Origin of the sequence: Paractinoplanes atraurantiacus (assembly GCF_900215205.1) — a bacterium.
Lineage (GTDB): Bacteria > Actinomycetota > Actinomycetes > Mycobacteriales > Micromonosporaceae > Actinoplanes > Actinoplanes atraurantiacus.
Genome location: NZ_OBDY01000005.1, coordinates 61,674 through 86,996, shown reverse-complemented (window position 1 = coordinate 86,996; position 25,323 = coordinate 61,674). Strand labels below are relative to the sequence as shown.

Here is a 25,323-nt window from a genome sequence, read left to right as displayed (position 1 = left end):
GCTGCCGAAAACGTTTCGGTGATCGGCGAATAACGACCCGTTGACACAACTGAAACGCGCTGACACGATCCCGAAAAGGTTTTCGCCCCCGCGCCGGAAGGACAGCTGGATGGCACCGGTCAACCGTCGTCAGTTCCTACAGGTCTCCACTCTGGGCACCGCCGCCTTCGCCGGGCTGGAGTTCTCCACCGCGGCCCCCGCCCTGGCCGCGGCATCGGAGGGCCCGGGCGCCACCGCCCCGGTCCGGCCCTTCCCGCTCGGCGACGTGCGCCTCGGGGCCGGTCTGCTCCAGGAGAAGCGCGACCGCACCAAGGCCTGGCTGCGCGCCTTCGACGAGCGCCGCTTCGTGGTGCTCTTCAACAACCAGGCCGGCCGCCCCAATCCGGCCGGCGTCGCGGTGCCCGGCGGCTGGGAGGACGGCGGGCTGCTCAGCGGCCACTGGGCCGGGCATTACCTGACGGCGCTCTCCCAGGCGTACGCCGATCAGGGCGAGGCCGTCTACAAGACCAAGCTGGACTGGATGGTCGGCGAGCTGGCCGCCTGCCAGGCCGCCATCACGGCCCGGATGACCACCGGGGGTGGCGGCGGCGAGGAGGAGCCGGCCGCCGCCATCGGCCGGGTGCCGGGCCGGATCGGCACCGGCCTGCGACTGGGCGGCGGCACCCCCGCGCAGTACTGCACCCTGCCCCAGGAGGCGATCAACCAGCTCACCGACTTCACGATCGCCACCTGGATCAACCTCGGCTCCACCGCCAGCTGGACCCGCCTGTTCGACTTCGGCCAGTCCACCGCGATCAACATGTTCCTGACACCCAGGGCCGGCGTGACCGGCAACGTGCCCCGCTTCGCCATCACCGTCGGCGGCTCCGGCGGCGAGCAGCAGATCAACGGCACCACCGCGCTGCCGGTCGGCCAGTGGGTGCACGTCGCGGTGACCCTGGCCGGGCGGGTCGGCACGCTGTACGTCAACGGGCAGCCGGCCGGCACGAACACGAATATGACGCTGAACCCGTCCCACCTCGGCAACCCCGGCAACCGGTGGATCGGCCGCTCGCAGTACGGCGACCCGTTCCTCGACGCGACCATCGACGAGTTCCACATCTTCGACCGGGCGCTCACCCCGGCCGAGTTGACGGCCCTGCAGACCGCGACCACGGGCGGCGGCACCATCGCCTGGTACCGGTTCGAGGAGACCGGCGGCACCGCGCTGAAGGACTCCTCGCCCAACGGCCGCGACGCCGGCGTGGTGGCCGCCTCGACCGAGGGCCCGGCCGACTGGGTGCCCACCTTCCCCGGCTATCTCGGCGCCATCCCCGAGGACGCCGTGCTGCGGCTGGGCCCGCCGCGCTGGGCCGTCTACGGCGGCAACGCGCAGACCAACACGTGGGCGCCCTGGTACACCCAGCACAAGATCATGCGGGGCCTGCTGGACGCGTACTACAACGCCGGCAACGCCCAGGCGCTCGAGGTCGTCACCAAGATGGCCGACTGGGCCCATCTCGCGCTGACGATCGGCGACAAGAACCACCCCGACTACAAGGGCCCGCTGACCCGCGACGACCTCAACTACATGTGGGACCTCTACATCGGCGGCGAGTTCGGCGGCGCCAACGAGGTCTTTCCGGAGATCGCCGTGCTCACCGGCGACGACAAGCATCTGGAGACGGCCAAGGCGTTCGACAATCGCGAGTCATTGTTCGGCGCCACCGTGGAGAACCGCGACATTCTCGTGGTCACCCCGCAGAACCGTCCCGGCCGCCGTCGCCCGGAACGGCTGCACGCCAACACCCACGTGCCGCAGTTCATCGGCTATCTGCGCGTCTTCGAGCAGGGCGGCGGCCAGGACTACTTCACCGCGGCGAAGAACTTCTACGGCATGGTGGTGCCGCACCGGACGTTCGCCAACGGCGGCGCCGGGGGCAATTACCCGGGCTCCAACAACAACCTCGAGCTCTTCCAGAACCGCGGGAACATCGCCAATACGGTGCCCACCAGCGGCGCCGAGACCTGCACGACGTACAACCTGATGAAGTTGGCCCGTAATCTCTTCCTGCACGAGCACGACCCGGCCTATCTGGACTATTACGAGCGTGGCCTCTACAACATGATCCTCGGGTCACGGGCCGACACCACGTCGACCAGCGACCCGCAGGTCACCTATTTCCAGCCGGTCGGCTCGGGCACGGTCCGCAGCTACGGAAACACGGGCACCTGTTGCGGCGGCACGGGCCTGGAGAACCACACCAAATATCAGGAGACCGTCTACTTCAGATCGGCCGACGGCGGCACGCTCTGGGTCAACCTCTACGTGCCCTCCACCCTGTCGTGGGATTTCAACGTCAAACAAGAAACTGCGTTCCCTCGTACGGATCGGACGCGGCTCACCATCGACGGAACCGGACCGCTGACGCTGAAATTGCGCGTTCCGGCGTGGGCCAGACGCGGTTTCACGGTCGCGGTGAACGGCGCGCGGGTCGCGGTGACCGCCGTTCCGGGGTCGTACGCCTCGATAAGCCGCACCTGGAAGCCCGGCGACGTCGTCGACATCACGATGCCGTTCAGCATCCGCGTCGAGCGGGCACTCGACCGCCCCGACACCCAGGCCATCTTCTGGGGCCCGATCCTGCTGCAGATCATGGGCAGCGGCACGCAATGGCGCGAGCTCACCCTCTACCGCCATTTGAAGCGCGACGGCGATTACGGCCGTGCCGCCATCACGGCCGGCGCGGTGACGGCGGCCGGCGACCCGACCTTCACCGCCGGCGGCTACGCGCTGCGCCCGTACTACATCAGCGACAATCAGGCGGCGTCGTCGTACTTCCGCCGGGTCGAGCCGTCGATCGTCTTCGGCTCGATCGACACCGGCGTCCCCAACCGCAAGCGCAACGACGGCCTGCCGAACTACGACGTCCCGGTCACCGGCGTCACCTCGCCCGGCACGGACGGCCCGACGTTCCTGGATCTGGTCTGGGACAAGGCCCCGTTCAGCACCCACGCCCAGTTCGTCGCGACGGTCACCCAGACCGCCGACGCTTTCGTGGCGGCGGGCGTCTTCACCGCGGCCGAGCGCACCACGATCGTCAGCCGCGCGACGGCGGCCGACCGTGAGCTCTCACCGGGCGCGGCCCTCAGCGTCGACGTGCAGGCCCGCACCCAGCGCATCGGCACGACCGTGTACCTCGCGGTGACGGCCCGCAACACCGACAGCGTCCCGCTGACCATGGAGCTGACCACGCCGTACGGCTCGAAGAGGGTGACCGCCGTCGCGCCCGGCCAGTCCGCCTATCAGTCCTTCAACACCCGCTCCACAGCGATCCCGGCCGGCACGGCCACAGTGACGGCCACCGGCACGGTCGGCGGGGGAGAGGTGACAGCTTCGTTCGAGGCCGCCTATAGCTGAGGCCCTATCATCGGGCGATGCTGGACATCACCGAGGACCCGAACGAGGAATGGCACACGACCGGCCCCGTCGAGATCCCCCTTCTCGGCGGGCCGCCGGTGCCCATCATCCTCGACGGTTACGGCGACGACGAGGCGCAGGAGCACTTCCACGCCGCGGTAAACGCGTTCCTGACACTGGACCGGTCGGTGCTCGGTCGGTCGTGTCGGCCACGTCGCGGTAGTAGGCGAAGATGTCACGCTGGGCCGCGAGCCCACGGTCTCCCGAGACAGCTACACCGACCACCACGTCTACGTATCGCTGGAATGCGAGTGCGCCTGGGAGCCCGAACACGGCCTGCAACTGGTATTCCGCGACGGCCGGACGATAACCAAGGTGGGCCCGTACGACGGTCACCTGACCAACGCCTCCGCCTACGGCGACCCGTCCCTGACCGACGTAATCTACGGGAGTCGATAAATTCTTTGTTCCTCCCCGGACACTACCGTTCGCCAGGATGCTCGCGTTGTGAGCCTCGCTCGACACGGAAGCTCTTGGTGGGAGAAGTCATTGAGGAAAAGCACAGCGGTGAAGGCTGTCCTGGGATCCGTCCTGACGGTCGTGGCGTCGGCCGCGATCGCCCCGTCGGCCGCGCAGGCCGCCCCGTACCAGTGCGGGACGTACGGCGAGGAGATCTGCTTCTACGAGCACTGGGACCTGACCGGTTCGACGCACGTCTTCCGCGGCGTCAAACCCGGAACCGCCGTCCTCGACTTCCGTGATTTCACGTATACGAACGGCCGGAACCTGAACGACTCGGCATCCTCGGTCGTCAACCTGACGTCGAACATCATCGTCGTCTACGAGCACGGCCTGCGAAACAACACGACGGCCCAAGCCGGGAGGAGCGTCTTCGTGAAACCCGGAGAGCGAAAGAACTTCGAACTCAGCGGCAAAGGGCTTCTCAACGATTCGGCTTCCTCCCTGTTCCGGTCATATCAGACCAGTTGAACGCATCCGCTCGCCGGGGTGGCGTGAACCGCCGTACGTGATCTACTCGGTGAATGTTGCCTTGGAGTCACGAGCTGGCCGGCCGGTTGCACCGGGAGACGATCGATTCGGCGCTGCTGCGGGGCAACCCGCTCGGTGACCCGCACGAGCGGCCGTTGTGGGTCTACACGCCGCCGGGATACGAGTCGGGGGCGGCGCGCTACCCGGTCATCTACGTGATTCAGGGCTACACCGGGCACATCGGGATGTGGGCCAACCGTACGCCGTTCCGGCAGCCGTTCATCGAGACCGCCGACCAGGTGTTCGCCCGCGGCGAGGCCCCGGACTGCATCCTGGTCTACGTGGACGCCTGGACGGCGTACGGCGGCTCGCAGTTCGTGGATTCGGTGGGCACCGGCCCGTACCACTCCTATCTCTGCGATGAGGTTGTTCCCTGGGTCGACGCCCGCTATCGCACGATCCCGGCGCCCGAGTCCCGCGCGATCAGCGGCAAGTCGTCGGGCGGATTCGGCGCGATGATCACCCCGATGCTGCGCCCCGACCTGTTCGGCGCGCTGGCCACCCACGCCGGCGACGCCCTGTACGAGTACCTCTATCTGAACGAGTTCGCCAAGGTGACCCGCGCGCTGCGCGACTACGACCATGACATCCAGAACTGGTGGTCGGACTTCCGCGGCCGCACCGCCTTCACCGCCGAGAACGACTCGCTGCTGGTGCTCGTGCTGGGCTGCGCCGCCGCGTTCTCCCCGGCCGAGGACGGCACGCCGCAACTACCGTTCGACCCGCGCTCCGGCCAGCTGATCCCCGACCTGTGGGAGAAGTGGCTGGCCTGGGACCCGATCCGCATGATCGACCGGTACGCCGACGCGCTCCGCTCGCAGAAGGCGATCTGGATCGACGCCGGAACCCGCGACGAGTGGTTCCTGGACCTGGGCGCCGAGGCGTTCCGGGCCGGCCTGGAGCGCATCGGCGTCCCGTCCGACCGGATCCACTTCGAGCTGTTCCCCGCCGGTCACGGCGGCATCGACTACCGCTATCCGCAGGCCGTGACCTGGCTGGCCCACCGCCTATCATCAGCGAATGGCTGAGACGGACGAGCTGGTAGACGCGCTGGCCCAGCTGTCGTTCGCCGTGGTCGCCGCCTTGACGGAGGTGGCCGGCCGCTACGACATGTCGGTCGTGCAGGTCCGCCTGCTGGGCGTCCTGCGCGACCGGGAGCCGTCGATGAGCACGCTGGGCCGCCACCTGGGCCTGGACAAGTCGTCGGTCAGCGGCCTGGTCGACCGGGCCCAGCGCCGGGGCCTGATCACCCGTACGCCAAGCCCCACCGACCGCCGCTCCTCGTACGTCTCCATGACCGACACGGGCCAGGCCTTGGCCACCCGCATAGCCGCCGAGTTCGCCACGAGCATCGAAGCCCTCACCGAAGGCCTGTCCCCGGACGAGCGGCGCCTCCTGACCACGTTGGCCACCCGCATCGTCTCCGCGGACGTTCATTGAGCGACGAGGTTGATCAGGTCTGCGATGTTGTTCAAGACTTCCAGAAGGAGTGAGCTCAGCGTCAGCATTCGGACTCCGTCCGCGAGCTCGCAGCGTATGCAGCGCCGCGACCGTCTCTTGTTTCCGAACCTCTTCATGTTCTCGATAATGTCCACGCTCTGCTGTTGGATGCACCGGTCAAGTACCGGTACGTGACCGAACCAAACCCCTGCGGCCATCGCGTAGCCTCAATAAAAGTTGGCCTGATCGGGGTGGTGTGAAATGCCCAGGTACTCCAACATCGATATCGCGATCGGTGAGCGCATCCGCATCCGCAGACTGCTGCGGGGATGGAGCATTCGACACGCCGCCAGCCGTGCCGGTATCTCGCACGCGAGCTGGAGCAGAATCGAAAGAGGGTTGCAGGCGTTTGACAACAGATTTGTCATCGCCGACATCGCCACAGCGCTCGAGTGCGCGCCGGTCGAGCTGACGGGTGTTCTGGTGCCTGCCGCGGACCTGCGTGCGTCGGCCGCCCAGGCAGGTGTTCGTGCGCTCCGCGAGGCCCTCGTGAGCGTCGCTCCCTCGGAACCCGGTGGCACGACCGATCGTGACCTCGCGGAACTGCGCCAGCAGATGTCGTCGGTGCGCGACCTCCGAGAGCGCTGCGACTACGCCGCCGCGGTGCGCCTTCTACCCGGCCTGCTGCGTCATTCACACGCGCAGGTCGGCGGGCCCACCCGCGAAGGTGCTCTTCGGGTACTGCGCGAAGCGTGTTTCGTGGCTTACTCCAGCTTGAACGCGCTTGGGCACCCAGCGGAGGCGTGGCTGGCAGCCGAGCGCTGTCATGAAGTCGCCGGAGCGATCGGGGACAAGCTGTTGATGGGCTTCGCAGCCTATGCTCGGGCCTGCGCTGCTACAGCATGCGGATCGTTTTCGCGAGGGCGAACTCTCGCCGAGGATGCGATCGATCTTTTGGAACCCCTCTCCGGGCGGCCTGGAGTCATCGAAGTCGTCGGGCAATTGCACCTGTCTTGCGGCTACTCGTACTCCGGTTTGAGGCGGAACGAGGAAAGCGGTGATCACATGGCCGCAGCGATTAATCTTGGGCAGCGTGTCGGCGAAAGCAAGGCGTTCGGGCTGTTCTTCGGCCCGACGAATGTGAATATCTGGCGGATGGCTCGAGCGAATGACAGTGGAGAGCCGGCGCGCGCGGTCAATATTTCCGAGGAGACGAATCCCGCGATTCTTGGTGCAGCAATGCGGATTGCAGACTTTCACATAGAGCTCGCTCGGGCCTATGGACGGCTGAAGGGACGCGAAGGTGACGCGGCTCGCCAGCTTCTGGCGGCGGAGCGCCTTGCGCCGCAGCATCTGCACACGTCGTCAATCGCGCGTGAGACCGCACGGCACCTGATCACCAAGAGGTTGTCGAGGTCGAACGCCTCGGCAATGAAACGGCTCTGCGGAAGGATGGGCGTCGCGGTCAGTTGCTGAGGCGTGTCGGAATCGGCTGGGGCTGTTCGTAGGGAAGGTGTAGGTGCCAATCACGCGAGGAAGGAACCGCCATGACCGCGGTCTACACCTGGGACGTCTTCTCCACGCTCGACGGCTACGGCTCTTACGCCGAAGAAGCTGACTGGGGTGGTTACTGGAGCAAGCAGGGGCCTGAGCTGCTCGCGCGCCGGGCGGCGATCTTCGACAGCGAGCAGCGGATGGTCTACGGGGCGACCACGTTCCGCGAGATGGCGCAGATCATGTCGTCGGGGGTCGATCCGAACGCGCTCGACGAGTGGAACCTGCGGACCATGCGGTCGCCGGCGACGGTGATCTCCTCGACCCTGACCGACACCCTCGGCTGGCCCGACGCAACCATCGCGAAGGGTGATGCCGTCGACATCGTCGCCCGGCTCAAGGAGGAGTCGGACGTGCCGCTGCGCTCGCAGGCCAGCCTGTCGCTGAACTGGGCGCTGATGGCCGCCGGCCTGGTCGACCGCCTCCAGGTGACGATCTTCCCGGTCGTCTCGGGCCGAACCGGAACCAGCCCGATCCTCGGCGGCGCAGGCGATTTCGACCTCGAGCTGCTCGAGAGCCGAACCCTCGACGGCCGGACCCTGGAGCTGGTCTACCGCCCCACCGTCCGGTAGCCGGTCACTCGCCCAGCAATCCGACGAGGACTCGTGAAATCGTGTCTTCGAAGTGGGGCGCCGGCACCGGCGAACCGCCGGTCAGAGCGGCCGTCAGATGCGGGTGCCGGCCCGCCGCGACCGCGTGGGCCAGGTAGGCGCCCTGCCTCTGGCGTGCGCCCACGTCCAGCTCGCTCAGGGTGAGCGCGGCGGTGAGCGCGTTCATCACGGCGAACGCCTCCAGTTTGCGGCCCACGTCAGCGGGGTGACCGGCGAGTATCTCGAGCACCTGCTCCAGCAGGTCGGTGCCGTGCGGGCCGAGCGCCGAGCGGGTGAGCACCAGTTCCGGAAGCCAGGCGTGCCGGCGCATCAGCTCGCGCCCCTGGCGGCACACCTCCAGCAGGCCCGGCAGCCAGGGGCCGGGCGGCGGCAGCTCGTACGCGGCCGCCACCTCGTCGGTCATCAGATCGAGCAGGTCGTCCCGGCTGTCGACGTAGCGGTAGAGCGACGCCGCGCCGGTGCCGAGCTCGGCGGCGACGCGGCGCATCGACACCGCGGCCAGGCCCTCCCGGTCGGCGAGCGCGATCGCGGCGGCGGTCACCTCCGCCCGGGACCGCTCGGCCGGACGGCCCACTCCCGAGCGCCGTTCCCGAAGCCATACCGGCACCGCCCCCATGCCACCCCTCTCGTTTGCGCCCAGCCTATCGTGGCGGATACGGTGTTCGCGAACACCGTTCCCGAATGAGTGAGGCGACGATGGCCAGAACCCCGTACACCGCAGGCAACGGCGACGTGGACCTCGCGGCCGACGACCTCGGCGGTGCCGGGGGAGACCCGCTGCTGCTGCTCATGGGGCTGGGTGTCTCGCGTTTCTACTGGCCTGACGGGCTGGTTGCCGCGCTGATCGACGCCGGCTTCCATGTGGCCTCGTTCGACGGCCGTGACGCCGGTGGCTCCACCCGCTTCGACGACGCCCCGGCCGGCAACCCGGTGACAGCGCTGTTGCGCCGGCGGCCGCCCGCCTACACCGCCGAGGACATGGCCGACGACGCCGTCGCCGTGCTCGACGCGCTCGGCTGGCCGCGCGCCCACCTCTTCGGCGTCTCGCAGGGCGGACTGGTCGCCCAGCGCACCGCGCTGCGCCACCCGGAGCGGGTGCTCACCGTGACGTCGCTCGCCGCCGTGCCCAGCGACGTGCGTGGCGCGGCCGTTTTCCGCTACATACGCTTGCCGTTCCTGGCGCGCCTGGCCCGCATGCGCCACCCCGCCGGCCGCGACGGCGACATAGCGGCCGGCCTGGACCTGTTGCGGGCGGTCGCCTCACCCGTCTACCCGTTCGACGAAGAGGACGCCCGCCTCCGCGTCGAGCGCGAACTCGACGCCGGCCTGCCCAGCGGCGTCCGCGACGCCCGCGCGCAGGCCCGGCAGACCAGCGCCACCTGGCATGGCCCACGGCTGCGCGAGCTCCACGCCCCCACGTTGGTGATGCACGGCGAGCGGGACCCGCTGCTCCGCCCCGCCGCCGGCCGCCGCATCGCCGCGTCGGTGCCGAACGCCCGCTACGTCGAGCTCCCCGGCGCCGGCCACGACCTACCACGCGAAATGTGGCGCACAGTGGTCAGTGAAATCCGCGCCCTGGCGAATTAGGGCACCAGGACTGTACGGGCGCCGGGCTGTTCCGGCTGCGTCCAGGCCGACTCCACCTCGGCCAGTGGGGCGGTGTGGGTATCGACGGTCAGGCCGCCGCTGGTGATCTCGTCGATCAGGGAGGGGAGCTCGGCCAAGTAGCCGCGGGTTGAGACGGCGCCCTGGCCATTGCCCTGCAGGCGGAAGTTGGCGGAGCGCAGCGCCACCGAGGGCAGCTCCATCGTGGGGCCGGCCACCGAGCCGATCTGGATCCAGTTGAGCTCGCGGCTCCGGTCGGTGCGGGCCCGCAGCACGGCCATCATGGCGGCGGCGGCCGGCTTGCCCCACAGGTAGTCGATGACCAGGTCGACCTCGCTTGCCGCCTCGGCCAGCGCGTCCTCGGTCAGTGGGACGGCGATGTCCGCGCCCAGCCCGGACAGGCGGCTCTCGTTGCGGCCGGCGGCGACGATGTGGCCGGCGCCGAGGCGGCGGGCGACCTGGGTCGCCATCTGGCCGGCGTTGCCGGTGGCGCCGAGGATCAGCACCGACTGGCCGGGCCGGATCGGGACGCGGCGGCGCAGCGCCACCCACGACGACATGGCCGGGTTCATCGCCGCCGCGACCTTCACCACGTCGGCGCCGGGCGGCAGCTCGACCGTGCGGCGCAGGTCGACGACGGTTCGCGTGGCCATCGGGCCGGCCAGGTCGTCGTCGGCCACGAAGTAGATCAGCCGGCCGTCGGCGAGCCGTCCCACGCCGTCGACGCCGGGGATCATCGGCAGCTTTCCGGTGCTCGTGTAGTGGCTGCCCGACGCGCCGGACCGGACGCGCGGGTGCAGCCCCACGGCGACGACGTCGACCACGGCCTGGTCCTCGTCGCTCGGCGCGGGCAGCTCGTACGGCTCGTAGCGTGGCGGCCGGTCGAACGACCGGACGACGGCGGCCTGGATCTCCATGGCTGACTCCCCAATTTAGTACGTGGCACAAACTAAAGTAGTTTGTGCCACGAATTTCTGCAAGTACCGCAGGTGCGGTACACGCGATCACCGCGCCGGGTTGACGACCCGAAGGCCCGCCGCCGGGACTCTGGAGGACGCCGATTTCCCCTGCTGAAAGGCGTCGCCGTGACCTCACTCGCCCGTGCCTGCTACCGCGGCCGGTTCGCCGTTCTCGGCGGCTGGATCGCCGCGTTGCTCGTCCTGGCCGGCCTCGTGCTGGCGCTCGGCACGGCGTTCACCGACGACGCCGGAATGCCCGACAGCGAGTCCGGCAAGGCGTACAGCCTTCTCGGCTCCTCGTCCTCGGCCACCGAATCGGGCACGATCGCCTGGCACACCGAAAACACTTCAATCACTTCTGTTTCCGTACGCCGGGAGTTCGGCACCCTGCTCGACGAGATCGCCGGGTGGCCGGGCGTGAAAGAGGTGGTGAGCCCGTACGAAAAGGCGGGCGCGGCTCAACTGAACGCCGACGGTGATGCCGCGTACGCCCAAGTGGTCTTGACCGAGAATGCCGACACCGCCGCGATCGAGAAAGCGGCGATCGCGCTGCGCGGCGCCGGCGTCGACGTGCAGGTCGGTGGGCAGGCGTTCACCGAGCAGCCCGGCGGCTCGCACGGCGGCGAGGCCGTCGGCCTGATCGCGGCGCTGGTGATCCTGTTCCTGGTGTTCCGCTCGGCGTGGGCCGCCGCCCTGCCGATCATCACCGGCGTCGTCGGCGTGGCGACCTCGCTGCTGGTCGTGATCCTGGCCGCGCACGTGGTCGACCTGGCCGCGACGAGCCTCACGATGGGTGCGCTGATCGGCCTGGGCGTCGGCATCGACTACGCCCTGTTCATCGTCAACCGCTACCGCAAGTCACTGATGGCCGGCGACGACGTGCCCGGCGCGATCGCCCGGGCGCTCAACACCTCAGGCCGGGCCGTCATCTTCGCGGGCTTGACTGTGATCGTCGCGCTGCTCGGCATGTACGTCGTCCAGCTCGGCATCCTCACCGGCATGGCCCAGGCCGCCGCCGTCACGGTGCTGTTCACCGTGGCCGCCGCGATCACCCTGCTCCCGGCCCTGCTCGGCATGCTGGGCCACCGCGTCCTGTCCCGCAAGCAGCGCGCAGCCCTCACATCCGGCCCGCATCACGCGACGCCCGATCTGCCCGCCCCGCATCACGCGACGCCCGATCTGCCCGCCCCGCATATCGCGATGCCCGACGTGTCCGCGCCGCACCACGCGATGCCCGACGTGTCGGCGACGCACCACGGCGCGCCCGACCTGTCCGGCTCGCTCCACGGCGTGTCGACCGCGTCCAGGTGGCTCCACGGCGCGCCGGCAGCGACCCCCGCGACCCGCCTCCGTATTGGGGATCGCTGGGCCGCCTTTGTTCAGCGTGCGCCGTTGCGGGCCGGTGCCGGCGCGCTGCTGATCGTTCTGGTGCTGGCTTCTCCCGTCCTCAAACTGCGCGTGGGCGACGCCGACGCGAGCAGTGACCCGGCCGGCTCGTCGTCGCGGGCCTACTACGAGCTGATGGCCGACGGTTTCGGTGCCGGCTTCGACGCGTCGCTGCTGCTGGTGGCCGAGATTCCCGACGCTGCTTCAGCGCAGGAGTTCGCCGCTCTCGTGAAGCGCCTCCCGGCCGTCGAGAACGTCGCCTCAGTCTCCTCCCGCGTGTCCGGCGGCGTCGCGGTCGCCACCGTGGTGCCCCGGACCAACGCCCAGTCCGAGCAGACGTCCGACCTGGTCAAGCGCTTGCGCGACGACGTCGTCCCCGCTTCGGGCCTCCAGGTGTACGTCGGTGGCGCCACCGCCAGCAGCATCGACCTGGCCGCCGCCCTGATGAGCAAGCTGCCCCTCTACCTGGGCCTGATCGCGCTCCTCGGCTTCCTGCTTCTGGCCGTGGCCTTCCGCAGCCTGGTCGTGCCGCTGGCCGGCGCGATCAGCAACCTGGCCACCATCTTCGTCGGCCTGGGCGCGGTGACCGCGATCTTCCAGTTCGGCTGGGGCACCGAGCTGCTCGGCGTGGGCGAGGGCGCCCCCGTCACCTACCTCATCCCTGTGCTGATCATGGGCATCATGTTCGGCCTGTCCATGGACTACCAGGTCTTCCTGGTCAGCCGCATGCACGAGGAATGGAGCCACACCAAGGACAACCGCTCGGCCGTACGGGTCGGTCTCCGCGAAACAGCGCAGGTGATCGCGGCCGCCGCCACGATCATGCTGTTCGTCTTCGCCTCCTTCGGCTTCAGCGGCGAGCGGATCGTCTCGATGATCGGCGTCGGCCTGGCCATCGCGGTGGTGGTGGATGCCTTCGTGGTCCGCATGACCCTGATCCCGGCCTTGATGACCCTGCTGGGCCGCGCGAACTGGTTCTACCCCCGCGGGCTGGACAAGATCACCCCGAAGGTCTCGGTCGAGGGCCCGGCGGAGAGGGCTGCGAAGCTCGGGGCCGTCCCCGCGCCGGCGCGCGAGTCCTCATTCGCCGTGCGCGACCACTGATCCGTACCACCATGGTGTCCTCCTTTGCCGGGTGCGACCGCTGATCCGTACCACTGGGCTGTCTGAAGTTGAAAGGCTGACCGTCATGACCGTCCGTGTCCTGCTCGCCGATGATCAGGCGCTGTTGCGTGCCACCTTTCGGTTGCTGATCGACAGTGACGAAGGGCTCGAGGTGGTGGGTGAGGCCGCGACCGGGCAGGAAGCGGTGGCGCTCGCTCGGGACGCCCGGGCCGACGTGGTGCTCATGGACATTCGGATGCCCGGGATGGACGGCATCGAGGCGACCCGCCGGATCACCGCCGACGAGGATCTGGCCGGTGTCCGCGTGCTGGTGCTGACCACGTTCGAGACAGACGAACTCGTCGTGGCCGCCCTGCGCGCGGGCGCCAGCGGTTTCCTCGGCAAGGGCGTCGACCCGGAAGACCTTCTTCAGGCCGTACGCACGGTGGCCGCCGGCGAGTCATTACTGTCGCCGGCCGCGACCACGAGCCTGATCGGGCGTTTCCTGGCCCAGCCGCAGAGGGGTCATCGAGAGCTGCCGGTAGAACTTACCGCCCGCGAACGCGAGATCACCACCCTCGTCGGCCGCGGAATGTCGAACGCGGAGATCGCCCAGCAGCTGGTCATCAGCACGGCCACCGCGAAGACCCACATCAACCGCGCGATGATGAAAGTCGGCGCCCGCGACCGCGCTCAGCTGGTCGTCTTCGCGTACGAGACGGGCCTGGTGACGCCAGGAACGCCCCAGTGAGCGCCGCGGACCGGCCGGCCCGGCCGGAACCGGTGGGCGGCGCGGGCGGGGAGGCTCGGCCGGAGTCGGTGGGCGGCGCGGGCGGGGAGGCTCGGCCGGAGTCGGTGGGCGGCGCGAGCGGGGCGGCCCGGCAGGAACCGGTGAGCAGTGCGGGCGGGGCGGCCCGGCATGAACCGCTGGGCGGAGCCGGCCGTGTGGCGCCGACGGGTTCCGCCGGTCGGGGGGTGCCGACGGGTACCGCCGGGCGGATGGCCTGGCGGGTCTGGGTGCCGCCGTTGCTGGTGGTCATGATCGAGCTTGCCATGATCACCTACACGGATGGGGCGCACCTCCGGGACGTACCCACCGGGGAATTGATTTTGATTCTGCATGGCGCGGTGGCTCTGCTGTGGCGGCTTCGCTTTCCGGTTGTGGTCGCGATCTTCACCGTGCTGTGCGGGGCGGCGCTGCCGATGCTGCCCGAGCACTACGTCATCACCGACGTGGCCAGCATGGTCGCGCTCTACACGGTGGCTCTCTCGCGGCCGCGCCGGATCACGATCGCGCTGGCCGTCTTCGCGACGGTGCTGCTGACCGCGAGCGTGGTGATCTGGCTGCCGGAGCACTTCCTCAACCTGTCGAGCCTGCTACCGCTCAACTGCGTCGTCCTCAGCGTGGCGGTCGGTGACGCCATCCGTAACCGGCGCGCGCTCCTCGCCCAGTTGCGTGACCGCGCCGAGCAGGCGGAGCGTGACCGTGAGGCCGAGGCGCGGCGGCAGGTCCACGACGAGCGGATCCGGATCGCCCGCGACCTGCACGACGTCGTCGCGCACCACATCGCCCTGGTCAACGCACAGACCGGCGTGGCTCTGCACCTCATGGAGGCCAGCCCGGACCGGGCCCGGCAGGCGCTGGCCGGCATCAAGGAGACCAGCCGGACGGCGCTGGACGAGCTGCGTGCGACCGTCGGCCTGCTCCGCCAGGAGGGCGACCCCGATCAGGAGCTGCAGCCCACGCCGGGCTTCGCCGAAGCCGAACTCGACCGCCTGCTGGAAACGGTCCGCGCCACCGGCTTGGAGGTCGAGCTGACCCGCACCGGCGATCCGTTTCCGCTGAGCGGACCGGCCGATCTCGCCGCCTATCGGATCGTGCAGGAGGCGCTGACCAACGCCCGCAAACACAGCACGACGCCGCGGGTCTCTTTGGAGATTGCGTACGGCGAAACGAATTTGCATTTGACCGTCACCAATGCCGCCGCCGCTTCCCATCGCGGAGCCGGCACCGGTCATGGCCTGATCGGCATGCGTGAACGCGCCCGAGCCGCCGGCGGCAACCTCACAGCCGGTTTGGAAGACGGCGATGTCTTCACCGTGAATGCCCGTCTACCGCGTTTGCGGTAGGCCAAGTACCGCTCTCGGCGGACGACACCGAGCCGCCGGCCGACCAGACTTCTCCCCATGATTGTCGCGGTGGCGCTGTGCCTGCTGTCGGCGGTGGCTTACGCTTTCGGGGCTTCACTGCAACACCGAGAAGCCGAGGTTTCCGTACGGATTCTGCTGCGCCGCCGTCGTTGGTGGCTCGCGATGGCCGCCAACGGGGCCGGCGCCCTCCTGCACGTCGTCGCCCTGCGATACGGCCCGCTGACCCTCGTCCAGGCCCTGGGCGTGCTCACCCTCGTGGCCGCCGCGTTCATCACCCGCCGCCACCCCACCCGCGCCGAAGCCGCCGGCACGGCGCTGACCACCGTCGCGCTGGCGGCCGCGCTGGCGCTCATGGGCTCCTCGAGTCAGTCCCTGACCACCCGCGAAGGCGTCACCGTCTCCCTGGCCGCCGCCGCGATCATGGCGTGGGCCGCCGTCCGACCCCGCCTGCCCGCCCTGGCCTCGGCGGTCGTGGGCGGCATGGGTTTCGGTGTGGCGTCGGCGCTGACCCAGACGGTCATGGTGCACCCCTCGGTGGCGACGCTCACCGCGATCGGCCTCTTCAACGTGGCCGCGGTCTGGTTCACTCAGCGCTCCTACCGAGCCGGCCTGGCCGCCCCGCTGGCCACCGGCACCGTGGCCAACCCGGCGACGGCGGCCCTGATCGGCGTCCTGCTGCTGGACCAGAACTTCCACGGCGGCCCGGCCGGCTTGATCGCCCTGCTCGCGTGCGTTGCCGCTGTCACCGCCGGCGTGTGGCTGCTGGCCCACCGGGTCGTTCAGCACCCTCTCGAAATCAGTGGCGCCCACTCGGGATCATGGAGGCATGGATGATCTCGCGCTGTGCCGGAAGGTGTACGCCGCGGCCAAGGCCGGCACGCTGAACTGCGCGGACGCGTTCGACCTGTCCACCTCTGTGCTCGAGTGGAGCCCGGCGGAGGAGCACGCCACCGAACTGGCGTCGCTGAGCCTCGAATGCGCCCCGGCCGGCCGGCGCCGGATGGCCGAGCTCGCCCTCACCGTGCTCGAGGCCACCGACTTCGAGCCCGGCTTCGCGGAGGAGCCGCAGTGGCTGACCCGTCTCGAGGACGCCATGGAGCTGGTCAACCGGGACGTGGCCGCGACCGGCCTGCGGCACACCTGCCGGCTGCGCGTTCACCCCGACGAGCCCGCCCTGACCGGCAACGCCTACGCCCAGACGTGGGACGGCCACGTCGGCACCTCCGGGGGCGTCTACCCGTACGCCGGCGCCGACCCGGTGTCCGCACTGCTGGCGGTGGCCGACGACACCCAGGACGCGGTGATGCATTCGCTCTGGTCGGCGTGGCCGGTGTGCCCGGCCCATCAGCTGGGCGTCCACGCCCGCCTCCACCACGAGACAGCCGCCTGGTGGTGCACCGGCGATGACGGCCATGTCGTCGCACGAATCGGCGAATGGCAGAACGGCTGAGAGTCATGGTGGCCGACATACACACAGCAATCGAGGTTCGACGGGCCGGCCGTTGGAGACGAGTCCGCGAAACCCTCGCGAGTACGAGCGGTGGACGGACGAACGAGTTGTTCGAGCACCCGGACTACCGGATCTTCGGCTTCCTGGCCGGCGTCCGGAACTACTCGCGCTCGCCGGTGATCGCGCCGCCGCGTGGTCTGCCCGCCGACCTCGACGTCGTCGGCGACGAGTTCGACTCGTGGCGGGCGGAGCTCTTCGCGACGTCGTGGCTGACGCTGGCCGAGCTACAGGCGTACGACTACGACCAGGTGTTCAAGGATCGCCGGCTCCGCAACGGCGGCTACGGTGCCGGACCGGTCCACGAAGGCGAGAGCGACATCGTTCGGCTGCGCGACTTCCTGACCCCGTACTTCTTCGAGCGGCTGACGATCCTGACCGGTCTCGGCGCCCCGGACGACGTCCGGATCGTCATCGGATTCGACGAGTGATCTGGGACGTCCTCTCTTTGGCGGCCTCCAGGAACGCTGTGACGATGGGCAACGGCAAGCTGCTTTCGTACAAGAGAACCTCGGTCTCCTCGGCGCCGGACGCGGAGAACAGGACCGTCATGAGCTCGGGGCCTACTTCTCCGTCCACCAACTCGGCCAGCTCCAGTGCTGGACCGTCGTGCCGTATCGCGTCGTGGTAGGCCAATACCTGGAATCGCCGGTCGCCATGGTCGAGGAAAGAGGTCATCGACGGATCCTCGCATTGCGGCGCCTACAAGTCGGCGGCCGTCACGGCGGCGGCGATCGGGTCGAGGGCTGTGATCAGCTCGTCCAGTTCGGGTGCGCTCAGGGCGTTGTAGGGCGGGGCCGCCAGCTCGTCGGTCAGGGCCTCGATCTGTTCTCTGGTCTTGCGGCCGGCGGCCGTGAAGCAGTCGTCGGCGGTGACCAGGCCGCGGTCGCGCAGGCCGTCGACCACGGCGGCCAGCTGAGGTTTCGGCAGGTGGTGGAGGCGGCCGAAATCCTGGGGCCTCATGTCCAGGGACAGGGCCAGCAGGACGTGGGCCTCGGTGCCGGCTATGCCGTGGGTCAGCAGGGCGGCGTTGTGGCCGTCGCCTCGGTGTTCACGGAGCAGGGTTGCGGCGTGCCACAGTCTGGCTGCCGGGTCCTCGGGGACGTCCAGTGCGCGCAGGGCGGCATACAGCGGGCGGCCTTCGATCGGTGCGCTCAGAGCGGCCCGGGTGGCCAAATCGGCTGCGCGCGTCAGGTCCAGGCCGCCCGTCGCCTGTCGCAGGGTGGTGGCGCTGGACCGTTCCCGTACGGCTATCGCCTCGGTGGGGGTGGTCTTGGTCCAGACCCACGGGATGTGGCGGGTCACCTCGCCGGGGGCGAAGTTGTAGAAGACCGCGTGCACCACCTCGGGTGGGGCCGTGCCCAGCGGGGCGGCGCGGCCCGCGAAGTAGCCGTCCCAGTAGTTGCGCATGCCCAAGGCCAGGAAGGCCTCGTTCGGTGTCTCCGAGAACGTGACGGTGGCGATCGGCTCGATGAGCTCGAACATGCGACGGATCTTGGCTGGTGGATGCGGCATTTCGGTACCCCCTCACCATGGCTACGAACGGCGCCGCCCCGATCCGACACGGGGATACTTCGCGTGAATGTCGCCGTCGAACAAGCGGTAGCAGAACGCGTTCATCCGGGCAGCGGCCGGCGCGTGCCGGGCCAGAATCTCCACGACGGGGAACGGCACGTTTGAGGGGATGTCGCCGTCCGCGCAGCGGCGCACATAACTGTCCCGGGCGGGCAGCGGGACGCCGCAGGCCGAGGTGACCAGCCAGTTCACCAAACGCATCGCCATGTAGTCAGCGTCGTGGTCGGCGTTGTGGGCGACGAACTCGCGTTCCTCGTCCGACAGGTCGAAGCGGGGCGAGGTGGCCAGGCCGTAGTCGACGAGGTGGATGCGGGTGCCGTCGGATCGCATGTTGCCGAAGTGGGCGTCCATGTGCAGCACGTCGCGGGCGCGCAGGGACGCCACGATCTCGAACAGTTGCCGCTCGACCGTCAGGGGATCGGTCAACATCGCCGACACCGGGTGGGGGAGGTATTCGAGGAACAGCACGAGGCTGTTGGTCGCGGCGGCCAGTTCCTCGAAGCGGGTGCGGACAGCCGGATGATCGCCGAACTGCCGGACCACGGCGTCGATGTCCTGGTGCTCGGCCGCGACCGGCGGGCGTCCGGGCAGCACACGCCAGTGGTACAGACCGGGGCGCAGGCGAGCTCGCGCCGCCAGTTCGTCGTCGGTGAAATTCCCGAGCATCAGCGCAGGTAGGAAGCGCCGTTGAGGTCCAGGACGGCGCCGGAGGACCACAGCGCCTCGGGGGAGCTCAGGTGCAGCACCGCCGCCGCTACCTCCTCCGGCGTGCCGGCACGGCCGAAAGGGCTTTGCTGGCGTACGGCGTCGCCCACCTGCTGGCGCTCGGTGGCGATGAAGCCCGGTGCCACCGATGTCACGGCTATGTCGTGCGGTGCCAGCGCGATCGCCATCGACTGGCCGAAGGCCTGCAGGGCCGCCTTGGCCGCGCCGTACGCCGGATAGTCCGGCTCGCCCCGGTAGGCGCCTCGAGAACCGACGTTCACGATGCTGCCGGGGGCGCCTCGGTCGATGAGGTGATGGGCGAAGGTGTACGTCACGTTGGCCGCGCCCAGCAGGTCCACGTCGACCGTGTGGCGCCACTGGTGCTGCCAGTCCTCGTACGACGTCGTCGCTATGGCATGGCGGTTGCCGGGGCCGGGCGCCACCGCGGCGTTGTTGACCAGCACGTCGAGGGCGCCGAGTTCGCGGACGGCGGCGTCGACCACCTCACGCGCCTGGCCGGGATCGGCCAGGTCGCCGCCGACGATGGCATGCCCCGTACCCCCAAGCCTCTCCAATGTCTTTGCCGCCTCGTCGCGGGCCGAGCCGTAGTGGACCGCGACCCGGTCGCCCCGGGCGGCGAAGGCGACCGCGATGGCGCGGCCGATGCCGCGGGAGGCTCCGGTGACGAGGATGCGTCTCATGATCGAAGACTACGCAGGCGGGCGTGGATCCCCTCGTACGCGGTCGCGGTGCCCAGATACTTCTTGGCGACCTTGGCCAGCATCGTGTAGTTCGGGTCGCAGACGTTGCCGACCGGTGCCTCGCCGGCCTGGCTGATCAGCTGGTAGGCGTCGAGCACGTCCAGGCCGGTCAGCTCGGCCGACCAGGTGACCAGGTCGTGCTGGCTCATCCGGTACGCGTCCTCCAGCGGCCTCGCCGACCCGGCCGACATCAGCGCCTCGTCGGTCTCGAAGCGCGGCGTCGGGGTCGCCACCCCCTTCACCAGGTCCAGGATCACCACCGTGTTCATGGCCGCTTCCACGCCCGTACCGCAGACCTCGCCGTCGCCCTGACGGCAGTGACCGTCGCCGAGGGCGAAGAGCGCGCCGGGCACGTTGACCCCGAAATAGGCGGTGACCCCGGCCCTCAGCTCGGGCGTGTCCATGTTGCCGCCGTGCACGTCGGGCACGATGGTCATCCGGCTCTCGAAGGCCGCGGGCGCCACCCCGGCCGTGCCGTGCATCGGATCCAGCGGCAGCGCCACGCTGTAGTCGCCGCGCCGCGCGTGATAGGTGACCGTGCCCGCCTGCACGTCCACGTCGTAGCGCCACACCACCTCGTCCAGCGGCGGGTGCAGGGTCGCCGTCGTGTGGGTGCCGGTCAGCGCCCCGAAGTGCGGGAACGTCGACGACACGGCCCAGTCTCGGGCCGGCGTGATCGAGACGAAGTGCACCGCGAGGGTGTCGCCGGGCTCGGCCCCCTCGACGTGGATGGGGCCGGTCACCGGATTCAGGTACGGGAACTCGCACACCACCGACGGCAGGTCGTCGACGGACTGGACGCGGCCGCCGAAGCAGTCCTCGGTGTAGAGCTCGACGGCGGTGCCGGGCGCCACGGTCAAAACAGGCTCGCGGCCGCCGAAGGTGTAGGACAGCTGGTCGGGCGTGGGTCGGAACTTCACTTTTCTCCCTCGGAGAGGCCGGCGAGCGAGGGGCGCCGCCCGGTCGCATAGAACACGATCAGCACTATCACGCCGATCCCGAGCCAGGCGAAGCCGAGCGTCTGAGCGGCGATGTCCGCGTTGATCACCACGTAGAGCAGGATCAGGAAGCCGGCCACCGGCACGATCAGGTGCCGCCACCAGTCCCGGCTTCCCTGGCGTACGACGTAGTGCACCACCACGGCCACGTGCAGCGCCAGGAAAGCGGTCATGGCGCCGAAGTTCACCAGCGTCGACAGCAGCGAGATGCCGTCGTCGCGGCTCGCCATGTACAGACCCAGGGCCAGCGAGACGGCCGCGACCAGCAGTGTGGCGTTGGCCGGTACCCGGTGCTTCTCGTTGACCCGGGCCAGGACGCGCGGCATCTGCCGGTCGCGCGCCATGGCGTACAACAATCGGCTCGTCGCCGCCTGAGCCACCAGCGAGTTGGCGAAACCCCAGGCGATCGCCGTGGCCAGTGCGGTCAGGTTGGCGAGCCAGCCGCCGCCGGCCGCCCGGGCCGCGTCATAGAAGGCCGTGCCCTCGGGGTCGCCGTTCTCGAGAAGACCAGGTGCGTCCGGTACGAGCAACGCGGCCACCCAGGTCTGCACCACGAACAGGGTGCCGGCCAGCAGCAGCGCACCGACCATGGCCCGGCCGATCTGGCGGGCCTCCTCGCGGCTCTCCTCGGCCAGCATGGAGATGCCGTCGAAGCCCAGGAACGACAGCACGGCGATCGACACCGCCCCGAACACCACCGACCACGAGAACGTGTCGGCGTTGAAGAGCGGGCTGAACGAGAATTTGTCGATGTTGGCGATCCCGACCACGAGGAAGATCGCCAGGATGATCAGCTCGGCCACCAGCATGATCCGGTTGACCCGGGCCGTCATCTTGATGCCGAGATAGTTGACCACCGTGTTGAGCAGCACGAAGGCGACCAGCCACAACCAGACCGGCACGCCCGGCACCAGCGAGTGCATGGCCACGCTGGCCACGAGATAGAGCAGACCGGGCACGAGTACGTAGTCGAGCAGGATCACCCACCCGGCCAGGAACCCGACCGGCGGCGCGATGCCGCGCCCGGCGTAGCTGTAGACCGACCCGGCCATCGGAAAGGCGCGGACCATCTGGGCGTACGACAGGGCGGTGAACATCATCGCCACCATGCCGATGACGTACGCCAGGGCGACCATGCCGCCGGAGCCGCTGTACACACTGCCGAAGATTCCGAACGGGGCGATCGGCACCATGAAGATGAGCCCGTAGATGAGCAGGTCGGTGAAGCTCAGCGAACGGCTGAGCTCCTGCTTGTAGCCGAACTGCCGGAGATCCTCCTGAGCCATGGCCCGAACATTAATCGAGAAGCGCCGATGAGTCGCGCCGCCGCGCATCGAGAAATCGCGGGCTCGTATCCTGGCTTGCATGGACGAAGACCTGTTCGAGCCCGAGGCAGGCTTCGCGGGGCTGGGGCTTCGGCCGGAGCTCCTGCGCGCGCTGGTGAGCCTCGGCTACGAGGAACCCACCCCCATTCAGCGCGGGGCGATCCCGCCCCTGATCGCCGGCGAGGACCTGGTCGGCCAGGCCGCCACCGGCACCGGCAAGACCGCCGCCTTCGCGCTGCCGCTGCTGCAGTCGCTGACCCGCGGCGAGACCGAGGGGCCGCACGCGCTGGCCCTGGTGCCGACCCGCGAGCTGGCTGAGCAGGTCTCCCAGGCCGTGCACCGGTACGGCCGTGAGCTGGGCGTGCGGGTGCTGCCGGTCTACGGCGGCCAGCCCATCGGCCGTCAGCTGCAGGCCCTGTCGCGCGGCGTCGACGTGGTCGTGGGTACGCCCGGCCGGGTGCTCGACCACATCAACCGGGGCACTCTTCACCTCGGTGACGTACGGACCGTGGTCCTCGACGAGGCCGACGAGATGCTCGACATGGGCTTCGCCGAGGACATCGAGGCCATCCTGGCCGAGACGCCCACCGAGCGGCAGACCGTGCTCTTCTCGGCGACGATGCCGCCGCGCATCGACGCGATCGCCCGCCGCCACCTGCGCGAGCCGGTGCGGGTCACGATGGGCCGTGAGGAGCCCACCCCCGGCGAGCTGCCCCTGGTGCGCCAGAGCGCGTACATCGTGGCCCGGGCCTACAAAGCGGCCGCGCTGGGGCGCATCCTCGACGTGGAGGCGCCGACCGCGGCCATCGTCTTCTGCCGCACCCGCGAAGAGGTCGACCAGGTCACCGAGACGCTGAACGGCCGCGGCTACCGGGCCGAGGCCCTGCACGGCGGCATGAGCCAGGACCAGCGCGACCGGGTCATGGGCCGGCTGCGCGGCGGCAGTACGGAGCTGCTGGTGGCGACCGACGTGGCGGCCCGCGGCCTCGACGTCGAGCAACTCACCCACGTGATCAACTTCAACGTGCCGGCCGCTCCCGAGGCGTACGTCCACCGCATCGGCCGCGTCGGCCGGGCCGGGCGCGAGGGCGTCGCGATCAGCCTGGCCGAGCCCCGCGAGCAGCGCATGCTCAAGGCGATCGAACGGCTGACCGGCCGCCGCATCCCGCTCGAGAAGCTCCCGACGGTGACCGACCTGCGGGCCCGGCGCCTCGAACTGACCAGGGCCTCGCTGCAGGAAGCCCTGGACGCCGACGACCTCGACCGGTTCCGCGTGGTGATCGACTCGCTGACCGACGAACACGACGTCGAGCAGGTCGCCCTGGCCGCGGTGAAGCTGCTGCACGAGGCGGCCGGCGGCGACATCGACGAGCCGGAGATCCCGTCCCCGCTGCCGCCGCGCCGCGAACAGCCGGAGAACAGGGGCCCGCGCCCGGACCGCCGCTCCCGCAACGGCGAGGACGACGTGACCCGCCTGTTCGTCGGCATCGGCCGCCGCTCCGGCCTGCGCCCGCAGGACCTGGTCGGCGCCATCGCCGGCGAGTCGGGCCTGCCCGCCCGCGACATCGGCGCCATCCAGATCACCGACCGTTTCTCCCTGGTCGAGATCCCGGAGGCCGCCGCCGACCGCGTCATCAAGGCGCTGTCCCGGGCCACGATCAGGGGCAAGCGCCCGACGGTCCGCCGGGAGCGCTACAACCGATAAGGACCCCAAAGCCTTCCCACCCATGCCGTACGGGTCCGGCGCGCGGCCACCGACAGCGGGGCATCCGGGAAGAGGGCGTCGAACCCGTGGAAGCCGCCGGCCCACACGTGCAGCTCAGCGTGTCCGCCGGCGGCCCAGATCCGGCTCGCGTACGCCACGACCTCATCCCTGAACACCTCGGCCGACCCGGCATCGAGATAGGCGGGCGGCAGCCCGGCCAGGTCCCCGGCCACCGCGGGCGAGACGTAGCCGGACACCGCGCCGCCGTCTCGGTTCGCGGTCCGCGCGGCCGAACTGAGGTCGGCTCCCGCGGGCGCGTCGGCGTCGCCGAGCAGGCACCGCCAGGCGAACTCGTTCATCTCGCGCGTCCACACGCCGGGCCGGCCGGAGAACTGCCGGCTCGACGTGGTCTCGTTGCGGTGGTCGAGCATGGGGCCGATCAGCACCTGGCCGGCGATCGGGCCGAGGCCGCGGTCGCGGGCCATCAGCGTGACCCCGGCCGCCAGCCCACCGCCGGCGCTCGCGCCCGCCACGACGACACGCCCGGCGTCGACACCCAGGTCCTCGGCGTGTTCGAAGATCCAGGCCAGGCCCTGATAGCAGTCGTCGACCGGTGCGCTGCCCCGTGCCTCCGGCGCCAGCCGATAGTCGACCGACACCACGACGGCACCGAACTCCCCGAGCCACTCCAGCGGGATGTCGATCTGGGAGTAGCGGTTCCCCATGATCATCCCGCCGCCGTGGATCCAGTAGACGCACGGTGCCGCGTGCGAGGCGGCGGCCGGCCGCAGGATCGTCAATGGCAGCGGCGCGCCGTCCGGCCCGGAGATGCTGGTCTCCTGCCAGCCGATGGAAGCGGAGCCGGCGGCGGCAGGGGAGGCCGCGGTGGGACCGGGGCTGACGGCGGCAGGGGAGGCCGCGGTGGGACCGGGGCTGACGGCGGCAGGGGAGGCCGCGATGGGATCGGGGCTGACGGCGGTCGTGGGGGTCGCGGCCGGAGAAGCGAGGACGGCGGGCGGTGGGACGGCGGCGAACGGGCGGATCTGGGCGAGGGTCTCGGCGTTCAGCGGTGGCATCTGAGGCATCGCGGCGAGCAGCTCGCCCAGCGTGGGGTCGATCATCAGAAGGCCGCCTTTCCGCCGACGGGGATCTCGTCGCTGTAGGCGGACTCGCCGGTCAGCAACGGCTGGAGGCCGGCTACGAGGGTCTGCGCGGGCTCGGTCGCGAAGAACTCGGCGTGGGCCTCGCGACTCGTCCAGCCCTCGGTGACGTGGACGATGTCCGGGTCGGCGGCCGAGCGGCCCACCAGGAAGACCACGCAGTCCGGGTGCGGCAGCGACGGCGCCGCCAGCAGCAGCGCGACCACCTCGTCGCCCAGGCCCGGCCGGGCGGTCATCGTGGCGCGGAAACCATGCATCTGATACTCCCGTGTCGTTCGTTCAGGCTGGTTTCCATTCAAGGCTCTGAACTGCCGATTCGTTTGTACG

At 69.8% G+C, this 25,323-nt stretch carries 24 protein-coding genes and 2 pseudogenes; 16 read left to right on the top strand and 10 right to left on the bottom strand.

Annotated elements, in window-relative coordinates:
• The first annotated feature begins 109 nt into the window (after positions 1-109).
• From CRP55_RS14625 to CRP55_RS14595, 8 genes and pseudogenes are all read left to right on the top strand, one after another.
• Complete coding sequence (locus CRP55_RS14625; RefSeq protein WP_097320444.1) at positions 110-3,400, top strand: beta-L-arabinofuranosidase domain-containing protein; 3,291 nt, start codon at positions 110-112, stop codon at positions 3,398-3,400.
• 17 nt (positions 3,401-3,417) lie between these two features.
• Positions 3,418-3,594: pseudogene (locus CRP55_RS56480) on the top strand (DUF6985 domain-containing protein); the annotation flags it as partial.
• Positions 3,595-3,637: 43 nt separating this feature from the next.
• Positions 3,638-3,859, top strand: a pseudogene (locus CRP55_RS56475) (DUF6985 domain-containing protein); the annotation flags it as partial.
• Between the two features lie 108 nt (positions 3,860-3,967).
• Positions 3,968-4,390: a peptidase inhibitor family I36 protein gene (locus CRP55_RS14615; RefSeq protein WP_179855166.1), complete on the top strand. Its 423-nt coding sequence runs from the start codon at positions 3,968-3,970 to the stop codon at positions 4,388-4,390.
• Positions 4,391-4,443: 53 nt separating this feature from the next.
• On the top strand, positions 4,444-5,478 hold the full coding sequence (locus tag CRP55_RS14610) for an alpha/beta hydrolase (RefSeq protein WP_097320442.1): 1,035 nt from the start codon (positions 4,444-4,446) through the stop codon (positions 5,476-5,478).
• Positions 5,471-5,890, top strand: coding sequence for a MarR family winged helix-turn-helix transcriptional regulator (locus tag CRP55_RS14605; protein ID WP_097320441.1), 420 nt, complete (start codon positions 5,471-5,473; stop codon positions 5,888-5,890). The genes CRP55_RS14610 and CRP55_RS14605 overlap by 8 nt, the downstream gene beginning before the upstream one ends.
• A gap of 261 nt (positions 5,891-6,151) precedes the next feature.
• A complete protein-coding gene (locus CRP55_RS14600; RefSeq protein ID WP_245922995.1) occupies positions 6,152-7,366 on the top strand; it encodes a helix-turn-helix domain-containing protein in 1,215 nt (404 codons plus the stop codon).
• 71 nt (positions 7,367-7,437) lie between these two features.
• Positions 7,438-8,016, top strand: coding sequence for a dihydrofolate reductase family protein (locus CRP55_RS14595; RefSeq protein WP_097320440.1), 579 nt, complete (start codon positions 7,438-7,440; stop codon positions 8,014-8,016).
• A gap of 4 nt (positions 8,017-8,020) precedes the next feature.
• On the opposite strand, the gene CRP55_RS14590 is transcribed toward CRP55_RS14595, so the two are convergent.
• Positions 8,021-8,671 (bottom strand): TetR/AcrR family transcriptional regulator, encoded by a 651-nt coding sequence (locus CRP55_RS14590; RefSeq protein ID WP_097320439.1) that lies wholly within the window; start codon positions 8,669-8,671, stop codon positions 8,021-8,023.
• A 65-nt stretch (positions 8,672-8,736) separates the two neighbouring features.
• Here CRP55_RS14590 and CRP55_RS14585 point away from each other — a divergent pair, with 65 nt between their 5' ends.
• Positions 8,737-9,642 (top strand): alpha/beta fold hydrolase, encoded by a 906-nt coding sequence (locus CRP55_RS14585; RefSeq protein ID WP_245922994.1) that lies wholly within the window; start codon positions 8,737-8,739, stop codon positions 9,640-9,642.
• Here the strand turns inward: CRP55_RS14585 and CRP55_RS14580 are convergent.
• Complete coding sequence (locus CRP55_RS14580) at positions 9,639-10,577, bottom strand: quinone oxidoreductase family protein (protein ID WP_097320438.1); 939 nt, start codon at positions 10,575-10,577, stop codon at positions 9,639-9,641. The genes CRP55_RS14585 and CRP55_RS14580 overlap by 4 nt on opposite strands.
• Before the next feature lie 168 nt (positions 10,578-10,745).
• Between CRP55_RS14580 and CRP55_RS54550 the strand changes: the two genes are divergently transcribed.
• The 6 genes from CRP55_RS54550 to CRP55_RS14550 all read left to right on the top strand — a co-directional run bounded on the left by CRP55_RS54550 (position 10,746) and on the right by CRP55_RS14550 (position 17,198).
• Entirely contained in the window at positions 10,746-13,109 is a 2,364-nt protein-coding gene (locus tag CRP55_RS54550) for an MMPL family transporter (RefSeq protein ID WP_245922993.1), read from the top strand.
• Positions 13,110-13,194: 85 nt separating this feature from the next.
• Complete coding sequence (locus CRP55_RS14570; protein WP_097320437.1) at positions 13,195-13,860, top strand: response regulator; 666 nt, start codon at positions 13,195-13,197, stop codon at positions 13,858-13,860.
• Between the two features lie 224 nt (positions 13,861-14,084).
• Entirely contained in the window at positions 14,085-15,239 is a 1,155-nt protein-coding gene (locus CRP55_RS14565; RefSeq protein ID WP_143234612.1) for a sensor histidine kinase, read from the top strand.
• A 57-nt stretch (positions 15,240-15,296) separates the two neighbouring features.
• Positions 15,297-16,094: a DMT family protein gene (locus CRP55_RS52980; RefSeq protein ID WP_097320435.1), complete on the top strand. Its 798-nt coding sequence runs from the start codon at positions 15,297-15,299 to the stop codon at positions 16,092-16,094.
• On the top strand, positions 16,087-16,710 hold the full coding sequence (locus CRP55_RS14555; protein ID WP_097320434.1) for a hypothetical protein: 624 nt from the start codon (positions 16,087-16,089) through the stop codon (positions 16,708-16,710). The genes CRP55_RS52980 and CRP55_RS14555 overlap by 8 nt, the downstream gene beginning before the upstream one ends.
• Positions 16,711-16,817: 107 nt before the next feature.
• Positions 16,818-17,198 carry a hypothetical protein gene (locus tag CRP55_RS14550; RefSeq protein WP_097320433.1) on the top strand — a complete coding sequence of 127 codons (381 nt, stop codon included), beginning with the start codon at positions 16,818-16,820 and terminating at the stop codon, positions 17,196-17,198.
• Here the strand turns inward: CRP55_RS14550 and CRP55_RS14545 are convergent.
• Genes CRP55_RS14545 through CRP55_RS14520 form a run of 6 tightly spaced genes read right to left on the bottom strand, consistent with a single transcriptional unit; the run spans position 17,179 to position 22,092 of the window.
• Complete coding sequence (locus CRP55_RS14545; protein WP_097320432.1) at positions 17,179-17,445, bottom strand: hypothetical protein; 267 nt, start codon at positions 17,443-17,445, stop codon at positions 17,179-17,181. The genes CRP55_RS14550 and CRP55_RS14545 overlap by 20 nt on opposite strands.
• Positions 17,446-17,469: 24 nt before the next feature.
• A complete protein-coding gene (locus tag CRP55_RS14540) occupies positions 17,470-18,252 on the bottom strand; it encodes a MarR family winged helix-turn-helix transcriptional regulator (protein ID WP_097320431.1) in 783 nt (260 codons plus the stop codon).
• Between the two features lie 51 nt (positions 18,253-18,303).
• Entirely contained in the window at positions 18,304-19,008 is a 705-nt protein-coding gene (locus tag CRP55_RS14535) for a serine/threonine protein phosphatase (protein ID WP_097320430.1), read from the bottom strand.
• Positions 19,008-19,748, bottom strand: a complete 741-nt coding sequence (locus tag CRP55_RS14530; RefSeq protein WP_097320429.1) for an SDR family NAD(P)-dependent oxidoreductase — start codon at positions 19,746-19,748, stop codon at positions 19,008-19,010. The genes CRP55_RS14535 and CRP55_RS14530 overlap by 1 nt, the downstream gene beginning before the upstream one ends.
• Positions 19,745-20,728, bottom strand: coding sequence for an acetamidase/formamidase family protein (locus CRP55_RS14525; protein WP_097320428.1), 984 nt, complete (start codon positions 20,726-20,728; stop codon positions 19,745-19,747). The genes CRP55_RS14530 and CRP55_RS14525 overlap by 4 nt, the downstream gene beginning before the upstream one ends.
• The gene (locus tag CRP55_RS14520) at positions 20,725-22,092 is read right to left on the bottom strand and encodes an APC family permease (RefSeq protein WP_097320427.1); all 1,368 of its coding nucleotides are present in this window, start codon (positions 22,090-22,092) and stop codon (positions 20,725-20,727) included. The genes CRP55_RS14525 and CRP55_RS14520 overlap by 4 nt, the downstream gene beginning before the upstream one ends.
• A 79-nt stretch (positions 22,093-22,171) precedes the next feature.
• Here CRP55_RS14520 and CRP55_RS14515 point away from each other — a divergent pair, with 79 nt between their 5' ends.
• Positions 22,172-23,836, top strand: a complete 1,665-nt coding sequence (locus tag CRP55_RS14515; RefSeq protein WP_097320426.1) for a DEAD/DEAH box helicase — start codon at positions 22,172-22,174, stop codon at positions 23,834-23,836.
• Here the strand turns inward: CRP55_RS14515 and CRP55_RS14510 are convergent.
• Positions 23,824-24,957, bottom strand: coding sequence for an alpha/beta hydrolase fold domain-containing protein (locus CRP55_RS14510; RefSeq protein WP_245922992.1), 1,134 nt, complete (start codon positions 24,955-24,957; stop codon positions 23,824-23,826). The two genes, CRP55_RS14515 and CRP55_RS14510, sit on opposite strands and share 13 nt — an antisense overlap.
• A complete protein-coding gene (locus CRP55_RS14505; protein ID WP_097320425.1) occupies positions 24,957-25,253 on the bottom strand; it encodes a putative quinol monooxygenase in 297 nt (98 codons plus the stop codon). Before CRP55_RS14505 ends, CRP55_RS14510 begins: the two co-directional genes overlap by 1 nt.
• Between the last annotated feature and the right edge of the window lie 70 nt (positions 25,254-25,323).